This window comes from Agaribacterium sp. ZY112 (assembly GCF_041346925.1).
Classification (GTDB): Bacteria; Pseudomonadota; Gammaproteobacteria; order Pseudomonadales; family Cellvibrionaceae; genus Agaribacterium.
In genome coordinates, this window is the sequence record NZ_CP166840.1 from 1081119 (window position 1) to 1101751 (window position 20633).

The following is a 20633-nucleotide window of genomic DNA, read 5'->3' on the forward strand; positions in this document are numbered from 1 at the left end:
ATGTTAGAAGCAAAAAATATCGATTTATATTATGGCGCCAGTCAGGCTTTGCAGAATGTTTCCCTCGACGCGAAAGTCGGTGAAATTACCTGTGTTCTGGGGCGTAACGGTGTTGGTAAAAGCTCTTTGATGCAAAGCATCACTGGGCGCCACCTTGCTAGCGCTGGTACCGTAACCTGGGAAGGTAAGGATATTAGCAAACTTGCGGCGGCGGATAGAGCGCGCATGGGCATCGCCTATGTGCCTCAGGGCCGCCAGATTTTTTCCCAGCTAACGGTGAAAGAAAATTTGCAAACCGGCTTTGCGGTACTGCCACGTGCAGAACGTAAAATTCCGGCGGAAATCTTTTCTTTGTTTCCTGTGCTGCAAAAAATGTTGCACAGACGTGGTGGTGATTTAAGTGGTGGTCAGCAACAGCAGCTGAGTATTGCGCGCGCCTTGATTATGAAACCTCGTTTGTTAATTCTTGATGAGCCTACCGAAGGTATCCAGCCCTCTATCATCAAAGATATACACAAGGTGATCACCTATTTAAAAGGCCAAGGCGATATGGCGATCTTACTTGTTGAGCAGTACTTCGAGTTTGCTCGTGATCTTGGTGATGCCTATGCCGTTATGGATAGGGGGCAGGTGATGCTTAGCGGGCGTATTAAAAATATGGATGAAAAAGAAGTGAGGGCTTTTTTGACTGTATAAAACTTTGGCGCCCAATACCATTTAGACATTATATAATGTATACGTACGTTTGGATTTAATTAAGAAATTATGGAGTTTTCTATGGTTCTACGTACGTTTTTTACTTTAATGTTAATTTCGCTATCTAATTTATCTTTATCAGAGACGACATTACAGTTTGTTGTTCCTGAAACTGATATTAGTACAAGTAAAATCTATAAATCATCAGATTTTATGAAGAAAGTTAAAAATGCATCTCGTGGCTCGCCTGCTGAATATGCTTTTGAGGCTCCTGAGAGAATTTGGTCAAAAAAGTTTCGCGATAATTCTTACATAGATCGGGAATTTAAGCGTCAGTTTATCGATACGATTAGTAAGGAGTGGTCTAAGGCTAAGGCTAAAGTTGCAAGCGATAAGAAAGTTCAGCGTGCTTATAATTTTGGTGTTGATTATGGTCCTCTGGTTTCCAAGCTTCGTGTCAAGGGGAGAACAATTGAGGCAGAAATATCAGGTTTAAAGCTATACGGCTCGGCTGATTTTCATACGGAAGGTATTGAAGATGCGGTCTGTGGAAGTAAATTTAAGCTCGATCTAGGTGTTCGACCTAAAATAACTGGAGTTTATAATCTAGAAACTGGTTACTTTAGTGTTAGGTCCATCAAATTAAATGAGTCATATGATTATGACTGTAACAATGTTATTGGGAGGCTCGTTGTTGCGGCAGTTAAACCGGCTTTAAATATAGCTTTGGATCGTGTTATTCCAGAGATGGAAGATTCTTTCGTAAGCCAGCTGTCTAATATTATTTATGTAGGGCCATTTAGTAATATTTTAAGTAATGAGGTTGTAGAAGCTGGCGGCGTTCTGGGGGTTAGATTGGATCGAGTGGTATGGGATGCATTTGACTCTTATGTTGATGGAACGACTCTCGAGATGCACGTTGGTGCGGACTATTACGGTCCTGGAAAGCATTTGCTTAGGTTTAAGGCTTATCAAAGTGGCTTGTCTGTTAGTACAAAATCCATAAGTGGCGGTTATCGAGCAAGAGGTTACTCATTTGAGTCTAAAGCATCTTGTCCATCATGGAACGAGAATTTGACGGTTTATACAAGTTCACTTGTTAAAACTGGCAGTAAGCGGCTTGGTCGAGCCACTTTCTCGACTTATGGCATGCGCTTTTCAAAACGAGTTTTGTCCAAAAGTGAATACAAGTTTTCGGGGCCGGTGTGTAGCGTTGGTAAATGTGGTCTAAATAACGATGTTTCAACGGATAAGAACATAAAAGTCGGGTTGTTTTCTTGTGAGAATGCTCTTGGGCATAAAACATTTATTGCTGCTGGAGGGTACTGGGGAAAGCCTTATTTCAAGCGTTAGCTTCCAGCGCTACTTCAGTGCGTTAATAAGATTTAAAAGCAGGCCAAGGGCCTGCTTTTTTTTGTATGGCACTTAACTCAACGTATTCGCATAGGCCTATTTGTTATAAATAGGAGTTATATCAAAATAATGCCTCTAAATAGTGCTAGAGCACTGGCGGGGTGCGTATCTCGCACTATTATTGTGCGTCAACTTGGCTCTAATGTCTTTTTTGCAGGGCTTTGTTGGTTTAAGTTGTTGATATATATAGATTAAATAGTTTTGGCCTAGATGCTGCTAATAGTAGAGCAGCTAAAAACTTAATTATTAGCAAATACAAAAAAATTAAAATTTTGGAGGAAGCATTATGAAATTTACTAAAAAAGCGATCGCAGGTGTTGTAGCCGCTGCAACTATGGCTGCCGCTGTAGCTCCAGCAGCTCAGGCAGAAGGCGAAGTAAGTGCCAGTGTTGGTGTAGCGAGCACTTACTTGTGGCGTGGTAAGGATCTGGGTTCCGGTACTCCTGCTGTAAGTGGTGACTTAAGCTACAGTAACGGTGGTTTTTACACTGGTATTTGGGGGTCTTCTGGTGATACTGATGCTGGTACCGAGTATGACCTCTACCTTGGTTACGGTGGTGAAGTAGGTAAGTTCTTTTACGACGTAAGTGCGTGGACTTATTCTTATCCTACTGGTGGTGGTAAAGAAGAAACAGGTACTCCAGGTAACTTGGCTGAAGCTGTAGCTACTTTGGGTTATGGCCCTGTAAGTGCGACTTATTATCAGAATGTTGTTGCTCCAGGTGATGACGACGGTGAGTACTCTTATGTGACACTTGCTGCTGAGCTTGGCGCTTTTGGTATTACTTACGGTCAACACTTCGAAGGTAACAATGATTTGAGCCACTTGGATCTGTCTTACGCTTACAACGATAACTTGAGCTTTATCATTAGCACTCAGATTGAAGTTGATGAGCCTGCTGAAACGACCGACCCTACTTTCGTAGTTTCTTACTCACTACCTATCGAATAAGAAAACCTATAAGGCCGCTGGTTTGTTAATTTCAGTGGCCTTTTTATTTTTTTGCAGTTAATGCTGCGTTTGTAAAATCTTAGGAGCAGTTCAATGAAACTGATCACGGCTGTAATTAAACCGTTCAAGCTCGACGCTGTTCGTGAAGCGTTGTCTGAAATCGGTGTACAAGGAATTACTGTGACTGAAGTTAAAGGCTTTGGTCGTCAGAAGGGTCACACGGAATTGTATCGTGGCGCTGAGTACGTTGTGGATTTTTTGCCTAAAACCAAGCTTGAAGTAGCGGTTGCAGATGATCAAATCGACTCTGTTGTTGAAGCTATTAGTAAAGCGGCCCACAGCGGCAAAATTGGCGACGGCAAAATCTTTGTTAGCGCTCTTGAGCAAGTTATCCGTATTCGCACTGGCGAAAGCGGCGACGAAGCTCTGTAAAACTATATAACAATTCCCTACCCGGAGAACTGCTATGGAAAATCAAATTTTCGAATTGCAGTACGCCATAGATACCTTTTATTTCCTTATCTGTGGTGCACTAGTAATGTGGATGGCCGCGGGCTTTGCAATGCTCGAGGCGGGTCTGGTACGTGCCAAAAATACGACCGAAATCTTAACTAAAAACGTTGCCCTGTTTGCTATTGCCTGCACCATGTACTTGGTGTGTGGTTATGAGTTTATGTACGGCGGTGGCTACTTCCTAAGTGGCATTGAAACTACTGGCGGTGTTGATGTTGCTGCTGCACTAGCTGCTTCTGCAGAAAACGGCTTTGACGGCGACTCTGTATATTCTGGCGCTTCTGACTTCTTCTTCCAGGTTGTGTTTGTTGCTACCTGTATGTCTATTGTTTCTGGTGCGGTTGCTGAGCGCATGAAGCTTTGGGCTTTCCTTGCTTTTGCTGTTGTTATGACCGGTGTGATCTACCCTCTTGAAGGTGGTTGGACTTGGGGCGGTAACTCTGTATTTGGCATGTTTGAACTTGATTACAGTGACTATGCTGGTTCAGGTATCGTACACATGGCCGGTGCTGCTGCTGCTTTAGCTGGTGTATTGGTTCTTGGCCCACGTAAGGGTAAGTTTGGCCCTAACGGCGAAGTTAACGCTATTCCTGGTGCTAACCTTCCTTTGGCTACTTTAGGTACGTTCATCTTGTGGATGGGTTGGTTCGGCTTTAACGGCGGTTCTACTCTTAAGCTTGGTGGCATCGAAGTAGCTAACGAAGTTGCCAATGTATTTATGAATACTAACGCTGCTGCTGCAGGTGGTTTGATCGCTGCATTGCTTGTTGCTCGTGTATTGTTTGGCAAAGCTGACTTAACCATGAGCCTTAACGGCGCATTGGCAGGTCTAGTAGCTATTACTGCCGACCCAGCTTCACCAAGTGCGCTTGGTGCAACCATTGTGGGTGCTATCGGTGGTACTTTGGTTGTGTTCAGTATTCTTACTCTTGATAAGCTGAAAATTGATGACCCTGTTGGTGCAATCTCTGTACACGGTGTTGTTGGTATCTTCGGTGTGCTAGCTGTATGTGTTACTGGTGGTGCGAGTGTAGGTGGTCAGTTGGTTGGCCTATTAACCATCTTTGTATGGGTATTTGTAACTTCTCTTATCGTTTGGTTGGCTCTGAAAGCAATCATGGGTATTCGCGTTAGCGAAGAAGAAGAGTACGAAGGTGTTGATATCTCTGAATGTGGTATGGAAGCGTACCCAGAGTTCACCAACAAATAAGATTTAGATCAGTCTAATCTTCAAAAAACCGAGGCTTGCCTCGGTTTTTTTGTGTTCGTCATAAAAGCGCTTTACACTTCTTGGCTGTACCGAGGCTAGTATTTACAAAGTAAGCTAGAAAACGGGAACTTATAAAAAGAATATGGGTGCAATATGAAACTGATCACAGCGGTAATTAAACCATTTAAGCTCGATGATGTGCGTTCAGCGCTATCTGAAATTGGCGTGCAGGGCTTAACTGTTACAGAAGTTAAAGGTTTTGGACGACAAAAGGGCCACACAGAGCTTTATCGTGGCGCAGAATATGTCGTCGACTTCCTTCCTAAAGTAAAGTTGGAGCTAGTTGTTGATGACAGCGTGCTTGAGCAGGCGATTGATGTTATTTCGCAAAATGCTCAAACCGGTAAAATTGGCGATGGCAAAATCTTTGTTCAAGCAGTAGAAGAAGTCGTGCGTATTCGTACTGGCGAGACCGGCCCGGAAGCTATCTAGGCTACGGCAGCCCTGCTCTTCAAGAGTGGGGCATATCTACTCTAGTTTTTTATAGAAAAACTGTCTAATAAAACGGCTCTATATATTTAGTAACTCTCTCAATTCTGTCCTATATAACTTATTCGTGCTTAACGGAATGAGGGGGTAGCACTTATGAGTACTGAACAAGAGTCAGAAGAGTTGGAAATGGGTGGTGAATGTCAGCTAATGATGCAGAATAAAGAAGAGGAGCGTCAGCGTATTCAGGCTGAGGTAGAGGCTTTTTTAGCATCTGGTGGCAAAATCAATTCTATTGATGTGGATGTATTAGCCGATCCACCTAAGAAACCACAGTCTAGCTATGGCAGTCAGCCTATTTAGTTGGCAGGGTTTTTAGCCTGGTTTTTGCGCTTGGCGTGGGCTGGGTTTGCTCGTAATAAGTGGCTAGTAAAGCTGTCGTAATGTATACGAAATCTAGCCCTTGTTATCACTTCCGGCTTCTAAGGCCTTGTGTAGGCTTCCGTGTAGTTTGTTAAGACTGGGCTCTAAAGTCTCGAGTAATGCGGCTTAATACTTCGGCAATATAGCTTAAGAACATAGTACCCATACCGCTTTGATAGTAGTTAGGGTCTTTATTGCCAACCGCAATAACGCCATATAGCTCGCCATAGGCAAGTACCGCCATGGCGGCGGAGCCAACTTGATCTGCTTTATCAGCAAAAATATAGTTGCGCTCGCTCTCTCCTAGGCCTCCACCAACGGTTTGGCGGGCTTTTAGGTAGCGGCCAATTTTTTCTTGGCCAAGTTCAAGCTTGTCACTGCGCGCACGGCTAATACCGGGGCTATCAAATAGAATGATTTCGGTGTGTTCAATGTCAAAATCAGTTTGAAAGCTTGAATAAACAATATCGATGGCTTGAGCGAAGTTTTTGCTATCGAGTAAGGCAAGCACGAGTTGGCGAGTGTGGGCAAATAGGCGGTCATTTTGACGGGCGTTATCAACCAAGCTGCTGAGCCGATTGCGCAGTTCAGTGTTGCGCTCGCGAAGTATGCTGAGTTGCTTTTCCACCAAAGAGACGGCTTGCCCAGGTTTGTGCGGCACGCTCATGTCTCCGAGCAGTTGCTCGTGATTTTCAAAGAAATTGGGGTGATCCTTCAAATAAGCAGCGACGCTTTCAGCATCTAAACGCTCGGTTGTGCTCATATCTTAATCTGTCCTGTAAAAACCGTGGTTGCTGGCCCTGTCATCAAAACGGGGTGACCTACACCCTGCCATTCAAGCTGTAGCGTACCACCGGGAAGCTCTATGCTTATTTTATTGTCCATTTTGCCACGTATGATCGCACTGACAGCCGCTGCGCACGCACCTGTGCCACAAGCAAGTGTTTCGCCGACACTGCGTTCATAGACGCGTAGTTTTGCTTCAGTGCGGCTTACAATCTGCATAAAGCCGGCATTGACCTTATTTGGGAAACGTTTGTGGCTTTCAACTTCGGGGCCGTGTTCGAGTACGGGGTAGCTGTCTACATCGTCAACTAGGCAGACCGCGTGTGGGTTGCCCATGCTTACGGCACCAATTTCTAGCTCGGTTTGGCTTAAGGCTAGTTTGTATACAGCAGCTTGTTCACTTGCTTGAAATGGAATCTCAGCTGGGGCGAGAATAGGCTCGCCCATGTCGACACAAACTTGCTTGTCTTTTTTGACATTCAATACCAGCAAACCATTGGCTGTTTCTACCCTAATGGTGTTCTTGCTACACAGGCCGCGCTGTTGTACAAAAATAGCAAAGCAGCGAGCGCCATTGCCACAGTTCTCGACCTCTTCTCCAGAGGCGTTGTAGATGCGGTAACGGAAGTCGGCCTGAGGTGTCTGTGGAGGCTCAACCAATAATAATTGGTCGCAGCCCACACCAAAATTGCGATCGGCAAGCTTGCGGATTTTTGTGTTGCTTAAGTTGAGCTTTTGGCTGACACCATCAAGCATGACAAAGTCATTGCCCAAACCCTGCATTTTAGTAAAGCGCAATCGCATCTTACTTTGCTCCGCTGGGGATGAGTGCTTCACCGCGTACTAAGTCGTCAAAATTTTCGCGCTCTCTGACTAAATAGTGTTGGTCACCATCGACCATCACTTCAGCTGCTCGGCCACGGCTGTTGTAATTTGAGCTCATCACAAAACCATAAGCGCCGCTCGACATTAAGGCTAAGCGCTCACCTGCTTCTAAAGCAAGTGTGCGATCTTTGGCAAGAAAGTCGCCGGTTTCGCAAATTGGGCCAACTAAGTCCCACTGGGTGCTAGTGGCTTTACTTTGTTCTAGCGGCTGCACATCTTGCCAGGCCTGATACAGGGAGGGGCGAATGTTGTCATTCATTGCGGCATCGACAATGGCAAAGTTCTTATGCTCGGTAGGCTTTAAGAACAACACTTCGGTCAAAAGCACGCCTGAGTTTGCGGCAATCGAGCGGCCAGGCTCAAAATAAAGGGCGAGTTTACGCTCGCCTAGACGCGTCTTAATGGCACCAATATAGTCTTGAATATTAGGCGGTACTTCGTCTTTGTAGCACACACCAATACCTCCACCTAAGTCGAGGTGTTCAATATTGATATTGAACTCGGCTAGCTTGTCTAGCAATAAAAGCAGGCGATCAAGAGCATCAAAAAACGGTTGGGTTTCAACAAGCTGGGAGCCAATATGGCAGTCAACGCCAATGATGTTTAGCCCTGGTAGCTTGTCCGCGCGCGCATAAACTTCAGGCGCACTTTGGATGTCGATACCAAACTTGTTTTCTTTTAAACCCGTGCTGATATAGGGATGCGTCTGAGCATCTACGTCTGGATTGACGCGCAAGCTAATATTGGCAGTAAAGTCATTACTGCTGGCAACTTCACTTAAAAGTTGTAGTTCAGCTTCAGACTCAACGTTAAAGCAGCCAATGCCCTGCTCTAGAGCAAACAGAAGTTCGTCAGCGGTTTTTCCTACACCGGAGAAAATCACTTTTTTAACATCGCCACCGGCTTTAATGACACGCTGAAGTTCGCCTTTTGAAACGATATCAAAACCTGCGCCTAGTTCAGCTAGTACCTGTAGTACGGCAATGTTTGAATTTGCTTTTACGGCATAGCAAATTTGTCCGGGATGATCACCGAGTGCATTAGCGTAGGCAAGGTAAGATTCACTAAAGGCTTTGCGGCTATAAACATATAGCGGCGTTTGATAGTGGTCGGCAAGCTGACTTAGGGCCAGATCTTCGCAGAATAAGCTCTGCTGGCGGCGTTCAAAAACAGGCATGTAATACTCAATCGTTTGCGGAAAATGGGGGTGCTTGATCTTCTTCACTGCTTGGCTTGTCTGCCGGATCGACTAAATCACCGGTTTGACCGCAGGCGCAAAAGCCAAAGCACAGCAGGCCTAATGCCAATAATTTACGCAGTGCAGGAGCGTGATAAAGCATCTATTTTCCTAGGGAATTCCAAACCTCCGAGTATAGCTTGGCTGGTGCTGGCTGGCTATGGCGAGGGCTGATGAAGCGGGCTCTGAGTGCGCCTATTGATTGAGTTTGCTTTCGATAATCTGTTTTTGCTTTAAGTAGTGGCTAAGTTGGAGCTCGCCATCTAAAGCTAGGTGCTCACAAACTAGGCCTAGGTCGAGATCGCTTAGTTGTAAGTCGTGTGTTGGGCTGTACTTGCTCAACTTGCATATGCTTTGTTTGATATGGGTGATGCTGTTATTTTTACGATTAGCTCTAATAAGTTGCTCGTTAAGATAGAAGTCATAGTGAATGCTGTTGTTCTGTAAGCGGGCTACTGCTTTTAGTTCGTATTGAGCGTCATTATTGCTTTGTTCGAGCTGCCGCTTACGCAAGCTAAAACGACCTTGGTCATCTTCTTGAATGCGAAAAAGGTACACTGGGCACACACCAAAATCTGATAATAGTTCTGGGTTGCGCTGGCTTTGACGATAAATGCAGGCACGTAGAAAGTGCTGCAATGCTCTCAAACGCTTTTGTTTGGGGCCTTGGTTAAGACTGATGTGCACGATGCTGCCTTTTTCATCAGCGATATAGCATTGGCTGCCTATATCAAAGTGACGGTAGAACACTTGTATGCAGTTGCGCCTGAGTTTGCTGGCAATTAAGGGCAAAGGGCTGTGATCAAAGCTGTTGCGATCAAAATGAAGAGCGCTCCATTGCTGCTGTTGAGCGCTGAGAGCCAGAATGAGTTTGTCTTTGTTGCTAAAGCGCAGGCATTCGATTTTACCCTTATCGATGTGAATTAGCTGCCATTGCCCGCCTAGAGCGAGCACGTAACGCACCGGCTTGTATGCTTTGTTTTTTAAGTAGCTAAATAGATCTTGTAGGCATTGTCGGCTGTGCTGTTCAATGACGGACTTTAATTGCCCATGCATGCAGTGCAATTCCAATGAAGGTATATAGCCGCCTTTTGTTCCTAGTTCACTGTGATGCAAGCAATAGAGAAGCGCATCGAGCAGTGAGTGTTTGCCTTCAAAATGGCGAATTTGTAGCTCAGACCATGAATTAAGAGAAATGACGCTGAGGTTCTGTATCAGCCTGTCAGCGGACTCTGTCGTATGGTTTTGGCTATAACTCTTTTGCTCTGGGCTTTCGCTGTTTATAAGCAACAGCAGGCGGCGGCAGTGTTGGTTTTGTTCAAATTGCTTGTGCTCAGCGAGCTGTTGTTTGGGTAACCAGCGCAGAATAGTGCGGCAGCTATGACTCAATCGCTGCTGGCTTATGCCTAGCTTTACGGTAGCACTGACTTGAGTGCTTTCGGTATAAATGCCGTTATAGCAGGCCCAGAGTAAAATTTCGTTAAGAGAGAGGGCTTGGTGTAGCTCCTCTTGTCCGCGCTCATTTCTAAGGCTCCATGTTTGTGCTGCCTCTCGTGCAATATACAGCTGGTTTTCACTGATATCGTTGCTGATATTCGGGTTGATCCAGTCGATCTTGCCGGCGCGTTGTTCAAAAGCAGCTTGTAATTTATTGCCTAAGACTCTGAGGTCGTGAGCGTCTATTTGTATGTCGCTTTGAGAATATTGGGCGAAGTTCAGTAGGTTCTGATAGGCGACATTAAGTTGGTCGACCAACTGCTTGCGTTCGGCACAGACTTCTAAGCTCTTCCACTGCCGTCGTTGATCAAGCTTACTTATAGTTGCCTTATCCCAGCCCCACTGTTCAATCAAATGCTGCAGTTGTTTGTGTTGCCACGGGCGGGTTTTACTGCGCTGATTGATTTTAGAAAGCGCACGCCCGGCTTTGAAATAGAAGCAGCGCCGAGTGAGCTCTAAGCGATCGTTTTGTTTTTGGGTGAGCAGGTAGTGTTCAATGCGTTGGTACATTAATAGGTAGTTATCGAGCTTGTCGATATCGAGTTCACCCTTATAAATCAGCGCTTTGAAGTCAGCGGCAAGGGAGTGCATTTTTGGCCAGTCATGCACATACACCTCTAGTAAAATGAGTTTCAAAACACTTTTATAGGGAGATTCAATTGCTTTATAAAGCTGCCAAATGGCAGCACCGACAAACTCGTTATTAGGGATGTGGGCAGCGCTGCCAAAATCAATAACGGCTTGAGGAGGTAAAAAGCGTCTTTGCTGTAAGCGCTGACAGTGCTCTTCGTAGTTGTTTTCACTGGCGTTAGGGACATACCACCAAAGTGGAATATGGCCGCAGAGGTAAATACTTGAGCGGTAGAATTCATCAAGTAAAAGCAAGCGCTGCGTGGAGCCACTGCTTTCAAGGTCCATAGACGAAAGTTGGCCTTGCTTAAATGCATGGGCATTCATGGGAAAGATATGCAGATCCAAGCCCTGCTGTTTGGCCCAGCTGCTAATTCGTTCGCACTTTTCGCTAAGTTGTTTTTGTTGCTTGTTACTTAGCTTGTCTTGAAAGCAGAGCCATACATCTATGTCACTGCTGCTGGTTTGGGCAATAGTGCCAACGCTGCCCATTAGGAAGATCGCGTTTATATCTGCATTTTGATAAGGGCTGTTTTGCAGGGTGAAGCTGCGGGCTATGCTTTTGGCTGCTCTAAGATCGCTGCTCTTAGGTGTGTAATCGCTTACTTTGCTGGGGCATTTATGGCCGCAAAAACCGGGTAGCATGGGGTGATTACAGTGGAACAATAAAGGCAATACACGAACGATGGATTGCTGATGCTCATTTAAGGCCGAGTTAAGACGTTCTAGGCGCGCAAGATTGACTGCCAAGAAGCGTTTGCGCAGTGTATTAAGGTTTTGTCTGTCAAAGCCGTCTTGAATTGGCTCGGGCTGTATTGGGTGCTGCTTCACTGTGGCTCGCTATCTGAGAACTAAGCAGCCTACGAGTGTTGGCTGCTTAGTTAAGCGTAGTTGAGCTCAGCGCGCTTTAGTTAGAGAATTTCTCTTTGAGGGCTGCTTCTACTTGGCGCGGAACAAACTTGCTGACATCACCGCCGAGTGAGCCGATTTCTTTTACCAGTGACGAGCTGATATAGCTTAGGTGTTCGGCGGGGGTGAGGAATAGGCTTTCCATGGATGGAGCAAGCGCGCGGTTCATATTGGCTAGTTGAAACTCGTACTCAAAGTCACTGACAGCGCGCAGGCCGCGAACAACACCGTAGGCGCCCTTCTCTTCGACAAGATCTTTAAGCAAGCAGTTAAAGCCACAGACTTCAATATTGGGAATGTGTTTTAGTACGTCTTTGCATAGCTCAACACGCTCTTCCATGCTGAATAGAGGGTTCTTTTTAGTGCTGGCAGCAATCGCAACCACAACGTAGTCGCTAAGCTTGGAGGCTCGCTGAACAAGGTCAATATGGCCGTTGGTAATCGGATCAAAGGTGCCTGGGTAGACAACGCACTTCATGGTTTGTCCTGAGTAATCTAAATTTGCGCGGATTTTAGCGCCTTTTTAAGTTAGACGTGGCAGTATTTAAGCGCTTTATTGATTTTAGGCATGGCTTGCTACTGCTTTATTCTAACGAAGGGCTTTGTTGTGCTCCATTGGAGGGCGTTTTTACGCTTAATGGCTTATAAGACTTGGCTAAAGCCTAGATTTTATGTGTTGTTAAAGCGATAGAGTTGCACATCAACGCTACCGGCTTTTAATTGTTTGTGAATGCTAAAGCCCGAAGGGGCTTGAATCTTTGTCTCGTTAGGGCTTTCCACGTATATTAGCGCCTCATTGGCAAGTAGCTGCTTATTGATAAGGGCATCCAGCGTTTGCTGCCAGAGATCAGCTGCGAAAGGTGGGTCTAGAAACACAAGGTCAAAGCCCTTTTCCTTGGTTTGCTCTAGCCACTGTAACGTGTCGCCATGATGTAATTGCCAGCTTGCATTTGGCGCTTTTAGGTTTAATAAATTGTCTTTGAGTTGATGTGCAGCTTGTTGGTGTTTTTCGATAAACTGTACGAATTCTGCGCCTCGGCTTAAGGCTTCCAAGCCCAAGGCTCCGGTTCCTGCAAAGAGGTCTAAGCAGCGACGGCCGTGGATTTCGGCTGTGAGCCAATTAAATAAGGTTTCGCGGATACGGTCGCCCGTAGGTCTCAGGCCTTCAGCATCGTGTACAGGCAACATGCGTCGACGCCATTGGCCGCCGATAATGCGTACTTTTGATAAGCCTCGATTTGGCCCTGAGTTGGCTTTGCGGGCTTTATGATTTTTTGCTGGGCGTTTCAAGCGAACAGTACCAATAGTGATTTTGAGCGAAGTTTAATGTTTTTTGGACGTAAAAAAAGAAAAGAAGCCGCTTTAGCGAAAGAAGCTGAAGAATTAAGGCTAAAAGAAGAGCAAGCTGCTGCAGAGGCTCAGGCCTTAGTCGAGCAAGCGAAGGCCGCGGGGCAAGCTCAGGTTGAACCTATGGCGGAGTCTGTTGCTGAATCAGAAGTTGAGATCTCGGTCGAGCCTTCCGTTGAGCAGGACGAGCATGTAGCTACACCAGCGGTACAAGAAGAGGTGAAGCCTAAGCGCCCTAGCCTCTTTGAGCGTATCAAAAAAGGCTTGGCTCGAACCAGTAAGCCTTTAAGCACGGGTCTAAGTGCCCTGCTTTTGGGTAAGAAAAAGATTGATGATGAGTTGCTCGAAGAGCTAGAAACAATCCTGTTAACGGCTGATATCGGGGTTGATGCTACCGAGCAAATCATTGACCAGCTTACGGCAAAAGTTAGGCGCAAGGAGTTGGGTGACAGTGATGCCCTACTTGCAGAGCTGAAGGTGCAGCTGCGAGATATGCTGTCTCAGGTTGAGCAACCTTTACTTGTTGATACGACACAAAATCCTTATGTGATCTTAGTGGTGGGGGTGAATGGTGTTGGTAAAACGACCACCATTGGCAAGCTGGCGAAGCGTTTACAAAATGAAGGAAAGTCAGTGATGCTGGCTGCTGGTGATACTTTCCGTGCCGCTGCCGTAGAGCAGTTACAGACTTGGGGTGAGCGCAATAATGTTCAGGTCGTTGCTCAGCATACTGGAGCTGATAGCGCTTCGGTTGTATTTGATGCCTTGCAAAGTGCTAAGTCCAAGGGAGTTGATGTGCTCATTGCCGACACAGCAGGTCGCTTGCACAATAAGAGCAATTTAATGGAAGAGCTCGCTAAAGTTAAGCGAGTTATGGCCAAGATCGACGACAGTGCACCTCATGAGGTACTTTTGGTTTTGGATGCTGGTACAGGTCAAAATGCGGTTAGCCAGCTTGATCATTTCCATGAAAGCGCTGGTGTTACCGGTTTGGCATTAACCAAGCTTGACGGTACTGCACGTGGCGGAGTGATTTTTGCTTTAAGCCAAAAACACGGAGTGCCCTTACGTTTTATTGGTGTGGGCGAAGGCATTGATGATTTACAGGTCTTTGATGCTGGCACTTTTGTTGACGCACTTTTTTCTTAAGAGCCTCATGCAATGATTAGCTTCAGTCATGTGTGTAAGCGTTATTCTGGCGGTAAAGACGCGCTTAACGATGTCAGTTTTGATATCGGTGAAGGTGAGATGGTTTTTCTTACAGGCCACAGTGGTGCTGGTAAAAGTACCTTACTGAAGCTGATTATGCAGATTGAAAAAGCTACCACTGGCCAGGTGCTTATTGGTGGCCGTAATTTAGGCCGTATGCGAGCTAGTCGAGTGCCCTACCACCGCCGCCAAATTGGTGTGGTATTTCAAAACCACTCTTTACTATTTGATCGAAACGTCTTCGAAAATGTTGCTTTGCCTCTGCAAATTGCCGGTTATTCACCTTCTGAATGTGGTCGCCGTGTTCGTGCCGCTTTAGATAAGGTCGGTTTGCTTGGGCGAGAAAAGCATAAGCCAATCACCTTAAGTGGTGGTGAGCAGCAAAGGGTTGGTATCGCTCGAGCCATTGTAAATAAGCCCAAGATTATTTTGGCAGATGAACCTACGGGTAATTTAGACCCTGCCCTTTCAAGTGAGATCATGCATTTATTCGAGCAGTTCACGGAAGTTGGCGTCACCATGTTAATTGCTAGTCACGATCACGGCCTAATTAAGCGAATGGATAAGCGCATCTTGGCCTTAAAAGAAGGCTCTTTGATTTTTGATGGCATGCTACCTAGAGCATCTGCGGGGTCTAACTAATGGCTGACCCTCGTGCTGATGGCGCCTCAGTCGCTAAGCGCAGCCTTGCCGGTGCAATGAGGGCTTGGTTGGCTCATCACCGCTCTAGCTTTTCCTCAACTTTAAACCGTTTGTTAGATGATAAGGCGCAAACTTTATTAACGTCTTTAGTCGTGGCAGTGGCTTTGGCTTTACCTGTTTTATTGATGCTGTCGCTATCGAATCTTCAGCAATTAGGTCAAGGCTGGGATACGGAGCCTAAATTAACGCTTTATCTTAATGAGAAGGTCAGCCAAAGGGCGGCAGATCAATTTATTGAACAGCTGAGCAGTGATATCCGTATTGCGCAGCTGCGTTATATCGATGCTGATGAGGCTCTACGTGAATTTGAAGCCCTAAGTGGCTTTGGCTCAGTATTGGAGGGGTTAGCGCAAAACCCGTTGCCAGCTGCGATAGAGCTTAGCCCTAGTGCGGCCTTTCAAAGTGTTACTGCTCAGCAAGCCTTAGCCGATGAGTTGGCTCAAAGTGTACTGGTTGCCGAGGCCAATGTTGATCTCGCTTGGGTCCAGCGCTTTTTAGCCATTACCGCTTTATTGCAGCAGTTAGTGTTGTTCCTAGCTTTATTGCTGGCGTTGGGAGCTCTGCTTGCAATAGGTAATACCGTGCGCCTGATTATTGAAAATCGTAAAGATGAGATTGTAATAATTAAGCTTGTTGGCGGTACTAATGGCTTTGTACGTAGGCCTTTGCTCTATACAGGTGGCCTTTATGGCTTCTTTGGTGGCTTCATCGCATTGCTTTTAGTTTCTATTGTTGTGATGTCGGTATCAGTAAAGGTTGAGGCAATCGCTCAAGCTTACAGTGCCAGTTTTGATTTACAGGGCTTATCTGCAGTGCAAGCCTTACAGTTATTAGTGGTGGCTACATCTTTAGGTTGGCTGGGTTCAGCTTTAGCGGTGAGCCGTCATTTAAGCGATATAGAGCCAAGTTAAGCTAGGCTTGGAACTCTTTTATTGTTTATGCAGTCAAAGTAAAAGCGGATACTTAGCCCGTCTTCAGTGACGGATGCTAGGCTATCCTGCATAGGATATGGAACAGCCGCAACTTGGATGCTACTATTGCGGCAATCTCATTCGGAGGTTTATATGGGAACCAGTTTACAGACAGTTGAAGCGCTTGCACCAGGTCAGAACCTGGCGGCTTACATGCAGACTGTCAACTCGATCGCCGTGCTCAGCGCCGAACAAGAAAAGGAGCTGGCCGAGGATCTCTATTACAATGAAAATCTAGAGGCGGCTCGCCAGCTTGTTATGAGTCACCTGCGCTTTGTTGTGCATATTGCTAAATCATATGCCGGTTACGGCTTGAATCAGGGGGATCTGATTCAAGAAGGCAATGTTGGCTTGATGAAGGCGGTTAAGCGTTTTAATCCTGAAAAAGGTGTGCGCTTAGTATCCTTTGCAGTGCACTGGATTAAAGCCGAGATGCATGAATTTATCTTGCGCAACTGGCGTATTGTTAAGGTTGCAACGACTAAGGCTCAGCGCAAACTCTTTTTTAATCTTCGTGGCCAAAAGAAAAAATTGGCATGGCTAACTGCTGATGAAGCAAAAGCTGTAGCAGAAGATTTAAATGTAGAAGTTAAACATGTGCATGAGATGGAGGGGCGCCTCTCCGCTTATGATGCAGGTTTTGATGCTGGTGCAGATGATGACGACGAAACTGCTTTTCAGGCACCAGCAGCGTACCTTGAAGATAAGCGCTATGATCCATCGACCATTGTTGAAGATGCCGATTGGCAGCAGGACAGCGTAAATGGTTTGTTGGTTGCTCTTGAAGGGCTAGATGAGCGCAGTCGTGACATTCTTCAGCAGCGTTGGCTTGATGATGACAGCAAAGCCACTTTGCACGAGCTTGCAGATAAGTACGGTGTTTCTGCCGAGCGTATTCGCCAGCTTGAAAAGAATGCTATGAAGAAAGTTCGCGCGATGATGGAAGCCTAAACGGCGCATCGTTTTATGTCACGCAGCTTCGAAAAAGCCGCATTAAGCGGCTTTTTTATTGCCCGTCGTTTTTGTTGGTGGGGGTTTAGGTGTTAAAACAAGCTCGCAGTGTTTTGATGTGTGCCGGCTTAAATGGCGGCACATGTGTTGTGATAGGTGCTTTTGCGGCCCATGCTTTACAGCATCACTTAGATGAGCGCTCTATGTCGGTATTAAAAACAGGCCTGCTCTATCAGCAGTGGCATACGCTTGTTTTATTATTTATAGCCGTTGCTATGCGGCAGTGGCCGGGTTTGGCTTGGCATTGGCCCGCCCGTTTGGTCGCGACAGGTATAGGTTTCTTTTCCTTAAGTTTATATATGCTAGCGCTGGGAATGCCTAGTTGGTTGGGCTTGTTGACTCCGTTAGGTGGTTTGTTCTTTATTGGCGCGTGGTTAGTACTATTTTTAATGGCTTATAAAGCTAGAGATTTATGAAAACAGAGTTTAAGAAAAAAGCGATACGTAGTTATGTAATTCGCGGTGGGCGCATGACAGAGGCTCAGGAAAAAGCCTTTGAGCAGTGGTGGCCTGTTTATGGCTTAAGTCTGCATGATGGTGCCATTGATCTTGTTGAGGTGTTTGGTCGAGAAGCGCCTCTAGTTGTAGAGGTGGGTTTTGGCATGGGTGATTCGCTATTAGCGATGGCTCAAGCAGAGCCAGAAAAAGATTTTATCGGCATTGAAGTACACCCTCCTGGTGCAGGCCGCTTAATTAACGAAGCCGGTAAGCTTGGTTTAACAAACTTAAAGGTTTACTTGGCTGATGCCATTGATGTACTTGAGGATTGTTTGCCTTTGGCTAAAGCAGATCGCTTCCAATTGTATTTTCCAGATCCTTGGCACAAGAAAAAGCACAATAAGCGTCGTATTGTTCAGCCTGAGTTTGTTGAGCAAGTCAGGCAGCTTTTAAAAGTAGGTGGGGTGTTTCATTTGGCAACTGATTGGGAGCACTATGCCGATCATATGATGGAAGCGATGTGTGTTGCTCCGGGCTTTGAAAATCAAGCAGAGCAGTATCATTTTAGCCCCCGGCCTGAGTATCGGCCAATTACTAAGTTTGAGAAGCGCGGTGAGCGCCTTGGTCACGGTGTTTGGGATCTATTGTTCGAGCGTAAAGATTAATGCCTTTTAAGAACTTTGCTTTTGAGCTTTGGGATAATTCAGAGTTTGAAAAAATCTGCTTGGCTTTACAAAATCAGAAGAGCCTAAATGTCTTGGCCCTGCTTTATCGTCTGTGGCTTGAGCATGAGCGGCTCGAGCTCAGTGAACCGGCCTTAAATCAAAGTGCAAATTTGTTGCGCAAGGCAGATGCTGATTTACTGGACTTGTTTCGTGCTCTACGTCGTCAGTTAAAAGAGTGTTCCCTTACTGAAGAGCACTTAGCTCCGCTAAAGCAGCAGGTTCTTAAGATCGAATTGATTGTTGAGAAGAAACAACTCGCTGCTATGCAGGCACATACAGATAGGCATGCTAAAAAAGTATTGCAGCGGCCAATTGTGGTCGCTCCGTATTTGGAGCAGCATGTGCCTAACGAGGGTGTTGAGCTTGCTAAATTTTTGGCCCAGTTGGTAGAGCGTCAGTTTGAAACTAAGAGCTAGGTGGCGTGTTTTAAGAGCTTTAAAAACTAAAAAGGCCGCTTAGTTAAGCGGCCTTTTTAGTTTTATGCAGTTTGGGTTGATGTATTACCAGCTAAACATATCTTGGGTTTCAGGGCCTGAGTCAGGCTTGTTGTCAGAAGTCTCTTTTTTATCTTCTTCAGCCGCTTTTTCAGTATGTGCTTCTTTAATCGGGGCTGCTTGGGCTGCCTCGGTCTGATTTACGACTATTTTGCTCTCTTCCGTTTTGCTTTGGACTGGTTCAACGGCAGTAGCTGCTTCAGCTGGCGTGCTTACTGTTTCTGTCTTTGTTTCTAAGTTTTTTTCTACTGCGGCAGGCTTTTCTTCTGTCTTCTGTTTGGTCTTTGTAGCCGCTTTGGTTACCGCTTTCTTTGTGCTGATTTTCTTTGCAGTGACCTTCGCTTTAGCTTTTGGCTTTGCTTTGCTTGATGCTTTCTTTGGTGTAGCTGCTTTTTCTACTGCTGCTTTGGGTTTAGCTACCGTGGTTTTAGTGCTTGCTTTTACGTCCGTGCTGTTGGCTTTTGAGTTGCTTGTGGTCGCCTTTTTTGCCGTAGTGGTTTTTTTAGCTGTCTTTTTTGTTTTGGCTTTTTTGGCTTGTTCTTTAACAAGCTTCTCACCAGCTTTACGCATATCTTCCGCAAGTTTCAGGCTGGCTTTATGTGTTTTTAGCTCTTGTTTTGCTAATGCTGCGGCTTCGCTTAGCTCTGCAATTAAAGTGCGCTGTTTATTAAGTGCTTCTTTAGCTTTTTGTGCTCGCACAGTTGTGCTTGCTGCTTTGGCTTTATCTCGCAAGCTACTTAGCTTAGCTTTGGCGCTGGTCAGCTTTTTGCTGGCGCTATTTAAAGCTTTTTCGGCACTTGTAACACGCTGCTTGCGTAGTTTATCTAATTGGCTTGTGCATTTGGCAATGTCTTTTTCGATAGCGAGGATAGGATCGGCTACTTTTTTCTTTGCAGGCATGGTGTGTTACCTAATAAAAGCTGGGAGTTGAAATTGAGTGAATGATACTCGGCTTAAAATAAAATGGGTATAGATATACTTGGTATTTTGTTGGATTTTAATACAGTTTTTAAGGATTGATTCTGAGTAACCTATGCCTTACAGGGCATTTAGATTTGGCATCAATGAAGCTGATGGGTCGTTAATATTAAGCTGGTAGATGATTCCGTTTGAGGCTGCTGCAATGAAATTGTGCTCATCTTGAAAGGCAAGATCGATCACAGCTGCGCTTGTTGGCTTCCAAGCTTTACGCTTAGGCAGTTTCCATCGTTTTAATTCCATTAGTGGCTCAAGCTGCCAAAGTTGAACAACTTGGTCGGGGCGGCCGGTTAATAACAAGTTGTTGTTATGATTGAAGCGAGCGGCGCTAAAGTGCAGGCCTCTACGTATATGTTCGGTTTTTAATGGTAGCTCCACTTGGTAGTCATCATTGTCTGTTGACCACAGAAGTGCCTTATCGTATTTACTAACGCTTAAGGCTAACTTACCGTCATCTGAAAGGCGTACAAGTTGTACTTGGTCTTCATGTTTAATGTGCTTAACTAGCTCACCATTTTGTACATTCCACAAACGTGCACCGTGGTCTTCAGAGCCACTTAAGGCTAGGTTGCCTTGCTGGTTAAAATCGACACTGCGAACGCGGTTTCCGTGGTTGAAGCTGCGGCGAATCCCTCCATTTCTTACGTCGAATATAACGGCACTGTGGTCGTTAAGAGCTAGTAAGGCAAGATTGGCGCTCTGGTTTAGTTCTATATCTAGGATTTCGGCAGGGGCAGTCCAGTAGCGTTCAGCACGACCACTGCTTGCGTCCCAGAGAACCATAGAGTGGGCTTCGGCGCTTAATACCCAGCGCCCATCATCTGAAAAGTCGATAGCGACAAAGGTGCTGCTTTCCCCCGCCTTATGATTCCAATTAAAGAGGCGCTCATTATCACTTAGGCGCCAGTATGAACCGCCGTGCCAAATAGAGCCGATTGCTAAGCTGTCGCCACGCTCACTGATGGCGGCGCTGTGTAGGCCTTTAGTAGCGACTTCTAATTGTTGTTGAGGGCTTGCCGCCTTTTGACAGGCTGAAAATAAAAACAAGCAGAAAAGTAAGGTCCCTTTATTCATATGTCTATTCGCCAAGTAGTGCTATAAGCATAGCAGCGAAAAATG

The 20633-nt window shown here is 45.7% G+C and carries 23 protein-coding genes; 14 read left to right on the forward strand and 9 right to left on the reverse strand.

What is annotated here, in order from left to right:
• The 7 genes from urtE (at nt 1) to AB1S55_RS04790 (ending at nt 5636) form a co-directional block, all read left to right on the forward strand.
• The gene (urtE, locus tag AB1S55_RS04760) at nt 1-696 is read left to right on the forward strand and encodes an urea ABC transporter ATP-binding subunit UrtE (protein ID WP_370980644.1); all 696 of its coding nucleotides are present in this window, start codon (nt 1-3) and stop codon (nt 694-696) included.
• Nucleotides 697-777: 81 nt separating this feature from the next.
• Nucleotides 778-2049, forward strand: coding sequence for a hypothetical protein (locus AB1S55_RS04765; protein ID WP_370980645.1), 1272 nt, complete (start codon nt 778-780; stop codon nt 2047-2049).
• A gap of 346 nt (nt 2050-2395) precedes the next feature.
• Nucleotides 2396-3061 (forward strand): TorF family putative porin, encoded by a 666-nt coding sequence (locus AB1S55_RS04770; RefSeq protein ID WP_370980646.1) that lies wholly within the window; start codon nt 2396-2398, stop codon nt 3059-3061.
• A 93-nt stretch (nt 3062-3154) separates the two neighbouring features.
• Nucleotides 3155-3493: a P-II family nitrogen regulator gene (gene glnK / locus AB1S55_RS04775; RefSeq protein ID WP_370980647.1), complete on the forward strand. Its 339-nt coding sequence runs from the start codon at nt 3155-3157 to the stop codon at nt 3491-3493.
• 34 nt (nt 3494-3527) lie between these two features.
• Nucleotides 3528-4784 carry an ammonium transporter gene (locus tag AB1S55_RS04780; RefSeq protein WP_370980648.1) on the forward strand — a complete coding sequence of 419 codons (1257 nt, stop codon included), beginning with the start codon at nt 3528-3530 and terminating at the stop codon, nt 4782-4784.
• A 153-nt stretch (nt 4785-4937) separates the two neighbouring features.
• Nucleotides 4938-5276: a P-II family nitrogen regulator gene (locus AB1S55_RS04785; RefSeq protein ID WP_370980649.1), complete on the forward strand. Its 339-nt coding sequence runs from the start codon at nt 4938-4940 to the stop codon at nt 5274-5276.
• Between the two features lie 153 nt (nt 5277-5429).
• Complete coding sequence (locus AB1S55_RS04790) at nt 5430-5636, forward strand: hypothetical protein (protein ID WP_370980650.1); 207 nt, start codon at nt 5430-5432, stop codon at nt 5634-5636.
• 151 nt (nt 5637-5787) lie between these two features.
• Here AB1S55_RS04790 and AB1S55_RS04795 read toward each other — a convergent pair whose 3' ends face one another.
• The 7 genes from AB1S55_RS04795 to rsmD form a co-directional block, all read right to left on the reverse strand.
• Nucleotides 5788-6459 (reverse strand): DUF484 family protein, encoded by a 672-nt coding sequence (locus tag AB1S55_RS04795; RefSeq protein ID WP_370980651.1) that lies wholly within the window; start codon nt 6457-6459, stop codon nt 5788-5790.
• Entirely contained in the window at nt 6456-7286 is an 831-nt protein-coding gene (gene dapF, locus AB1S55_RS04800) for a diaminopimelate epimerase (protein WP_370980652.1), read from the reverse strand. Before dapF ends, AB1S55_RS04795 begins: the two co-directional genes overlap by 4 nt.
• Before the next feature lies 1 nt (nt 7287).
• The gene (gene lysA, locus AB1S55_RS04805) at nt 7288-8544 is read right to left on the reverse strand and encodes a diaminopimelate decarboxylase (protein WP_370980653.1); all 1257 of its coding nucleotides are present in this window, start codon (nt 8542-8544) and stop codon (nt 7288-7290) included.
• Nucleotides 8545-8551: 7 nt separating this feature from the next.
• Nucleotides 8552-8707, reverse strand: coding sequence for a hypothetical protein (locus tag AB1S55_RS04810; protein WP_370980654.1), 156 nt, complete (start codon nt 8705-8707; stop codon nt 8552-8554).
• Nucleotides 8708-8799: 92 nt separating this feature from the next.
• On the reverse strand, nt 8800-11562 hold the full coding sequence (locus AB1S55_RS04815) for a class I adenylate cyclase (RefSeq protein WP_370980655.1): 2763 nt from the start codon (nt 11560-11562) through the stop codon (nt 8800-8802).
• 76 nt (nt 11563-11638) lie between these two features.
• Nucleotides 11639-12118: a pantetheine-phosphate adenylyltransferase gene (coaD, locus tag AB1S55_RS04820; RefSeq protein ID WP_370980656.1), complete on the reverse strand. Its 480-nt coding sequence runs from the start codon at nt 12116-12118 to the stop codon at nt 11639-11641.
• A 191-nt stretch (nt 12119-12309) separates the two neighbouring features.
• A complete protein-coding gene (gene rsmD, locus AB1S55_RS04825; RefSeq protein ID WP_370980657.1) occupies nt 12310-12930 on the reverse strand; it encodes a 16S rRNA (guanine(966)-N(2))-methyltransferase RsmD in 621 nt (206 codons plus the stop codon).
• 180 nt (nt 12931-13110) lie between these two features.
• Between rsmD and ftsY the strand changes: the two genes are divergently transcribed.
• The 7 genes from ftsY (at nt 13111) to AB1S55_RS04860 (ending at nt 18458) form a co-directional block, all read left to right on the forward strand.
• Nucleotides 13111-14136: a signal recognition particle-docking protein FtsY gene (ftsY, locus tag AB1S55_RS04830; RefSeq protein WP_370981570.1), complete on the forward strand. Its 1026-nt coding sequence runs from the start codon at nt 13111-13113 to the stop codon at nt 14134-14136.
• Between the two features lie 12 nt (nt 14137-14148).
• Nucleotides 14149-14838, forward strand: coding sequence for a cell division ATP-binding protein FtsE (gene ftsE / locus AB1S55_RS04835; RefSeq protein WP_370980658.1), 690 nt, complete (start codon nt 14149-14151; stop codon nt 14836-14838).
• Nucleotides 14838-15809 carry a permease-like cell division protein FtsX gene (ftsX, locus tag AB1S55_RS04840; RefSeq protein WP_370980659.1) on the forward strand — a complete coding sequence of 324 codons (972 nt, stop codon included), beginning with the start codon at nt 14838-14840 and terminating at the stop codon, nt 15807-15809. The genes ftsE and ftsX overlap by 1 nt, the downstream gene beginning before the upstream one ends.
• A 153-nt stretch (nt 15810-15962) precedes the next feature.
• The gene (gene rpoH / locus AB1S55_RS04845; protein ID WP_370980660.1) at nt 15963-16820 is read left to right on the forward strand and encodes an RNA polymerase sigma factor RpoH; all 858 of its coding nucleotides are present in this window, start codon (nt 15963-15965) and stop codon (nt 16818-16820) included.
• A gap of 89 nt (nt 16821-16909) precedes the next feature.
• On the forward strand, nt 16910-17296 hold the full coding sequence (locus tag AB1S55_RS04850; RefSeq protein ID WP_370980661.1) for a DUF423 domain-containing protein: 387 nt from the start codon (nt 16910-16912) through the stop codon (nt 17294-17296).
• Nucleotides 17293-17982, forward strand: a complete 690-nt coding sequence (gene trmB / locus AB1S55_RS04855) for a tRNA (guanosine(46)-N7)-methyltransferase TrmB (RefSeq protein ID WP_370980662.1) — start codon at nt 17293-17295, stop codon at nt 17980-17982. Before AB1S55_RS04850 ends, trmB begins: the two co-directional genes overlap by 4 nt.
• On the forward strand, nt 17982-18458 hold the full coding sequence (locus AB1S55_RS04860) for a TIGR02444 family protein (protein WP_370980663.1): 477 nt from the start codon (nt 17982-17984) through the stop codon (nt 18456-18458). Before trmB ends, AB1S55_RS04860 begins: the two co-directional genes overlap by 1 nt.
• Before the next feature lie 84 nt (nt 18459-18542).
• On the opposite strand, the gene AB1S55_RS04865 is transcribed toward AB1S55_RS04860, so the two are convergent.
• Nucleotides 18543-19436 (reverse strand): hypothetical protein, encoded by an 894-nt coding sequence (locus tag AB1S55_RS04865; protein WP_370980664.1) that lies wholly within the window; start codon nt 19434-19436, stop codon nt 18543-18545.
• A 138-nt stretch (nt 19437-19574) separates the two neighbouring features.
• Nucleotides 19575-20588 (reverse strand): WD40 repeat domain-containing protein, encoded by a 1014-nt coding sequence (locus tag AB1S55_RS04870; RefSeq protein ID WP_370980665.1) that lies wholly within the window; start codon nt 20586-20588, stop codon nt 19575-19577.
• Nucleotides 20589-20633 lie beyond the last annotated feature (45 nt).

Excerpts from the sequence above, each read along its gene's own strand:
- urtE (WP_370980644.1), top strand. The coding sequence starts at position 1 with ATGTTAGAAGCAAAAAATATCGATTTATATTATGGCGCCAGTCAGGCT.
- AB1S55_RS04765 (WP_370980645.1), top strand. The coding sequence starts at position 778 with ATGGTTCTACGTACGTTTTTTACTTTAATGTTAATTTCGCTATCTAAT.
- AB1S55_RS04770 (WP_370980646.1), top strand. The coding sequence starts at position 2,396 with ATGAAATTTACTAAAAAAGCGATCGCAGGTGTTGTAGCCGCTGCAACT.
- glnK (WP_370980647.1), top strand. The coding sequence starts at position 3,155 with ATGAAACTGATCACGGCTGTAATTAAACCGTTCAAGCTCGACGCTGTT.
- AB1S55_RS04780 (WP_370980648.1), top strand. The coding sequence starts at position 3,528 with ATGGAAAATCAAATTTTCGAATTGCAGTACGCCATAGATACCTTTTAT.
- AB1S55_RS04785 (WP_370980649.1), top strand. The coding sequence starts at position 4,938 with ATGAAACTGATCACAGCGGTAATTAAACCATTTAAGCTCGATGATGTG.
- AB1S55_RS04790 (WP_370980650.1), top strand. The coding sequence starts at position 5,430 with ATGAGTACTGAACAAGAGTCAGAAGAGTTGGAAATGGGTGGTGAATGT.
- AB1S55_RS04795 (WP_370980651.1), bottom strand. The coding sequence starts at position 6,459 with ATGAGCACAACCGAGCGTTTAGATGCTGAAAGCGTCGCTGCTTATTTG.
- dapF (WP_370980652.1), bottom strand. The coding sequence starts at position 7,286 with ATGCGATTGCGCTTTACTAAAATGCAGGGTTTGGGCAATGACTTTGTC.
- lysA (WP_370980653.1), bottom strand. The coding sequence starts at position 8,544 with ATGCCTGTTTTTGAACGCCGCCAGCAGAGCTTATTCTGCGAAGATCTG.
- AB1S55_RS04810 (WP_370980654.1), bottom strand. The coding sequence starts at position 8,707 with ATGCTTTATCACGCTCCTGCACTGCGTAAATTATTGGCATTAGGCCTG.
- coaD (WP_370980656.1), bottom strand. The coding sequence starts at position 12,118 with ATGAAGTGCGTTGTCTACCCAGGCACCTTTGATCCGATTACCAACGGC.
- ftsY (WP_370981570.1), top strand. The coding sequence starts at position 13,111 with ATGGCGGAGTCTGTTGCTGAATCAGAAGTTGAGATCTCGGTCGAGCCT.
- ftsE (WP_370980658.1), top strand. The coding sequence starts at position 14,149 with ATGATTAGCTTCAGTCATGTGTGTAAGCGTTATTCTGGCGGTAAAGAC.
- ftsX (WP_370980659.1), top strand. The coding sequence starts at position 14,838 with ATGGCTGACCCTCGTGCTGATGGCGCCTCAGTCGCTAAGCGCAGCCTT.
- rpoH (WP_370980660.1), top strand. The coding sequence starts at position 15,963 with ATGGGAACCAGTTTACAGACAGTTGAAGCGCTTGCACCAGGTCAGAAC.
- trmB (WP_370980662.1), top strand. The coding sequence starts at position 17,293 with ATGAAAACAGAGTTTAAGAAAAAAGCGATACGTAGTTATGTAATTCGC.
- AB1S55_RS04860 (WP_370980663.1), top strand. The coding sequence starts at position 17,982 with ATGCCTTTTAAGAACTTTGCTTTTGAGCTTTGGGATAATTCAGAGTTT.
- AB1S55_RS04865 (WP_370980664.1), bottom strand. The coding sequence starts at position 19,436 with ATGCCTGCAAAGAAAAAAGTAGCCGATCCTATCCTCGCTATCGAAAAA.
- AB1S55_RS04870 (WP_370980665.1), bottom strand. The coding sequence starts at position 20,588 with ATGAATAAAGGGACCTTACTTTTCTGCTTGTTTTTATTTTCAGCCTGT.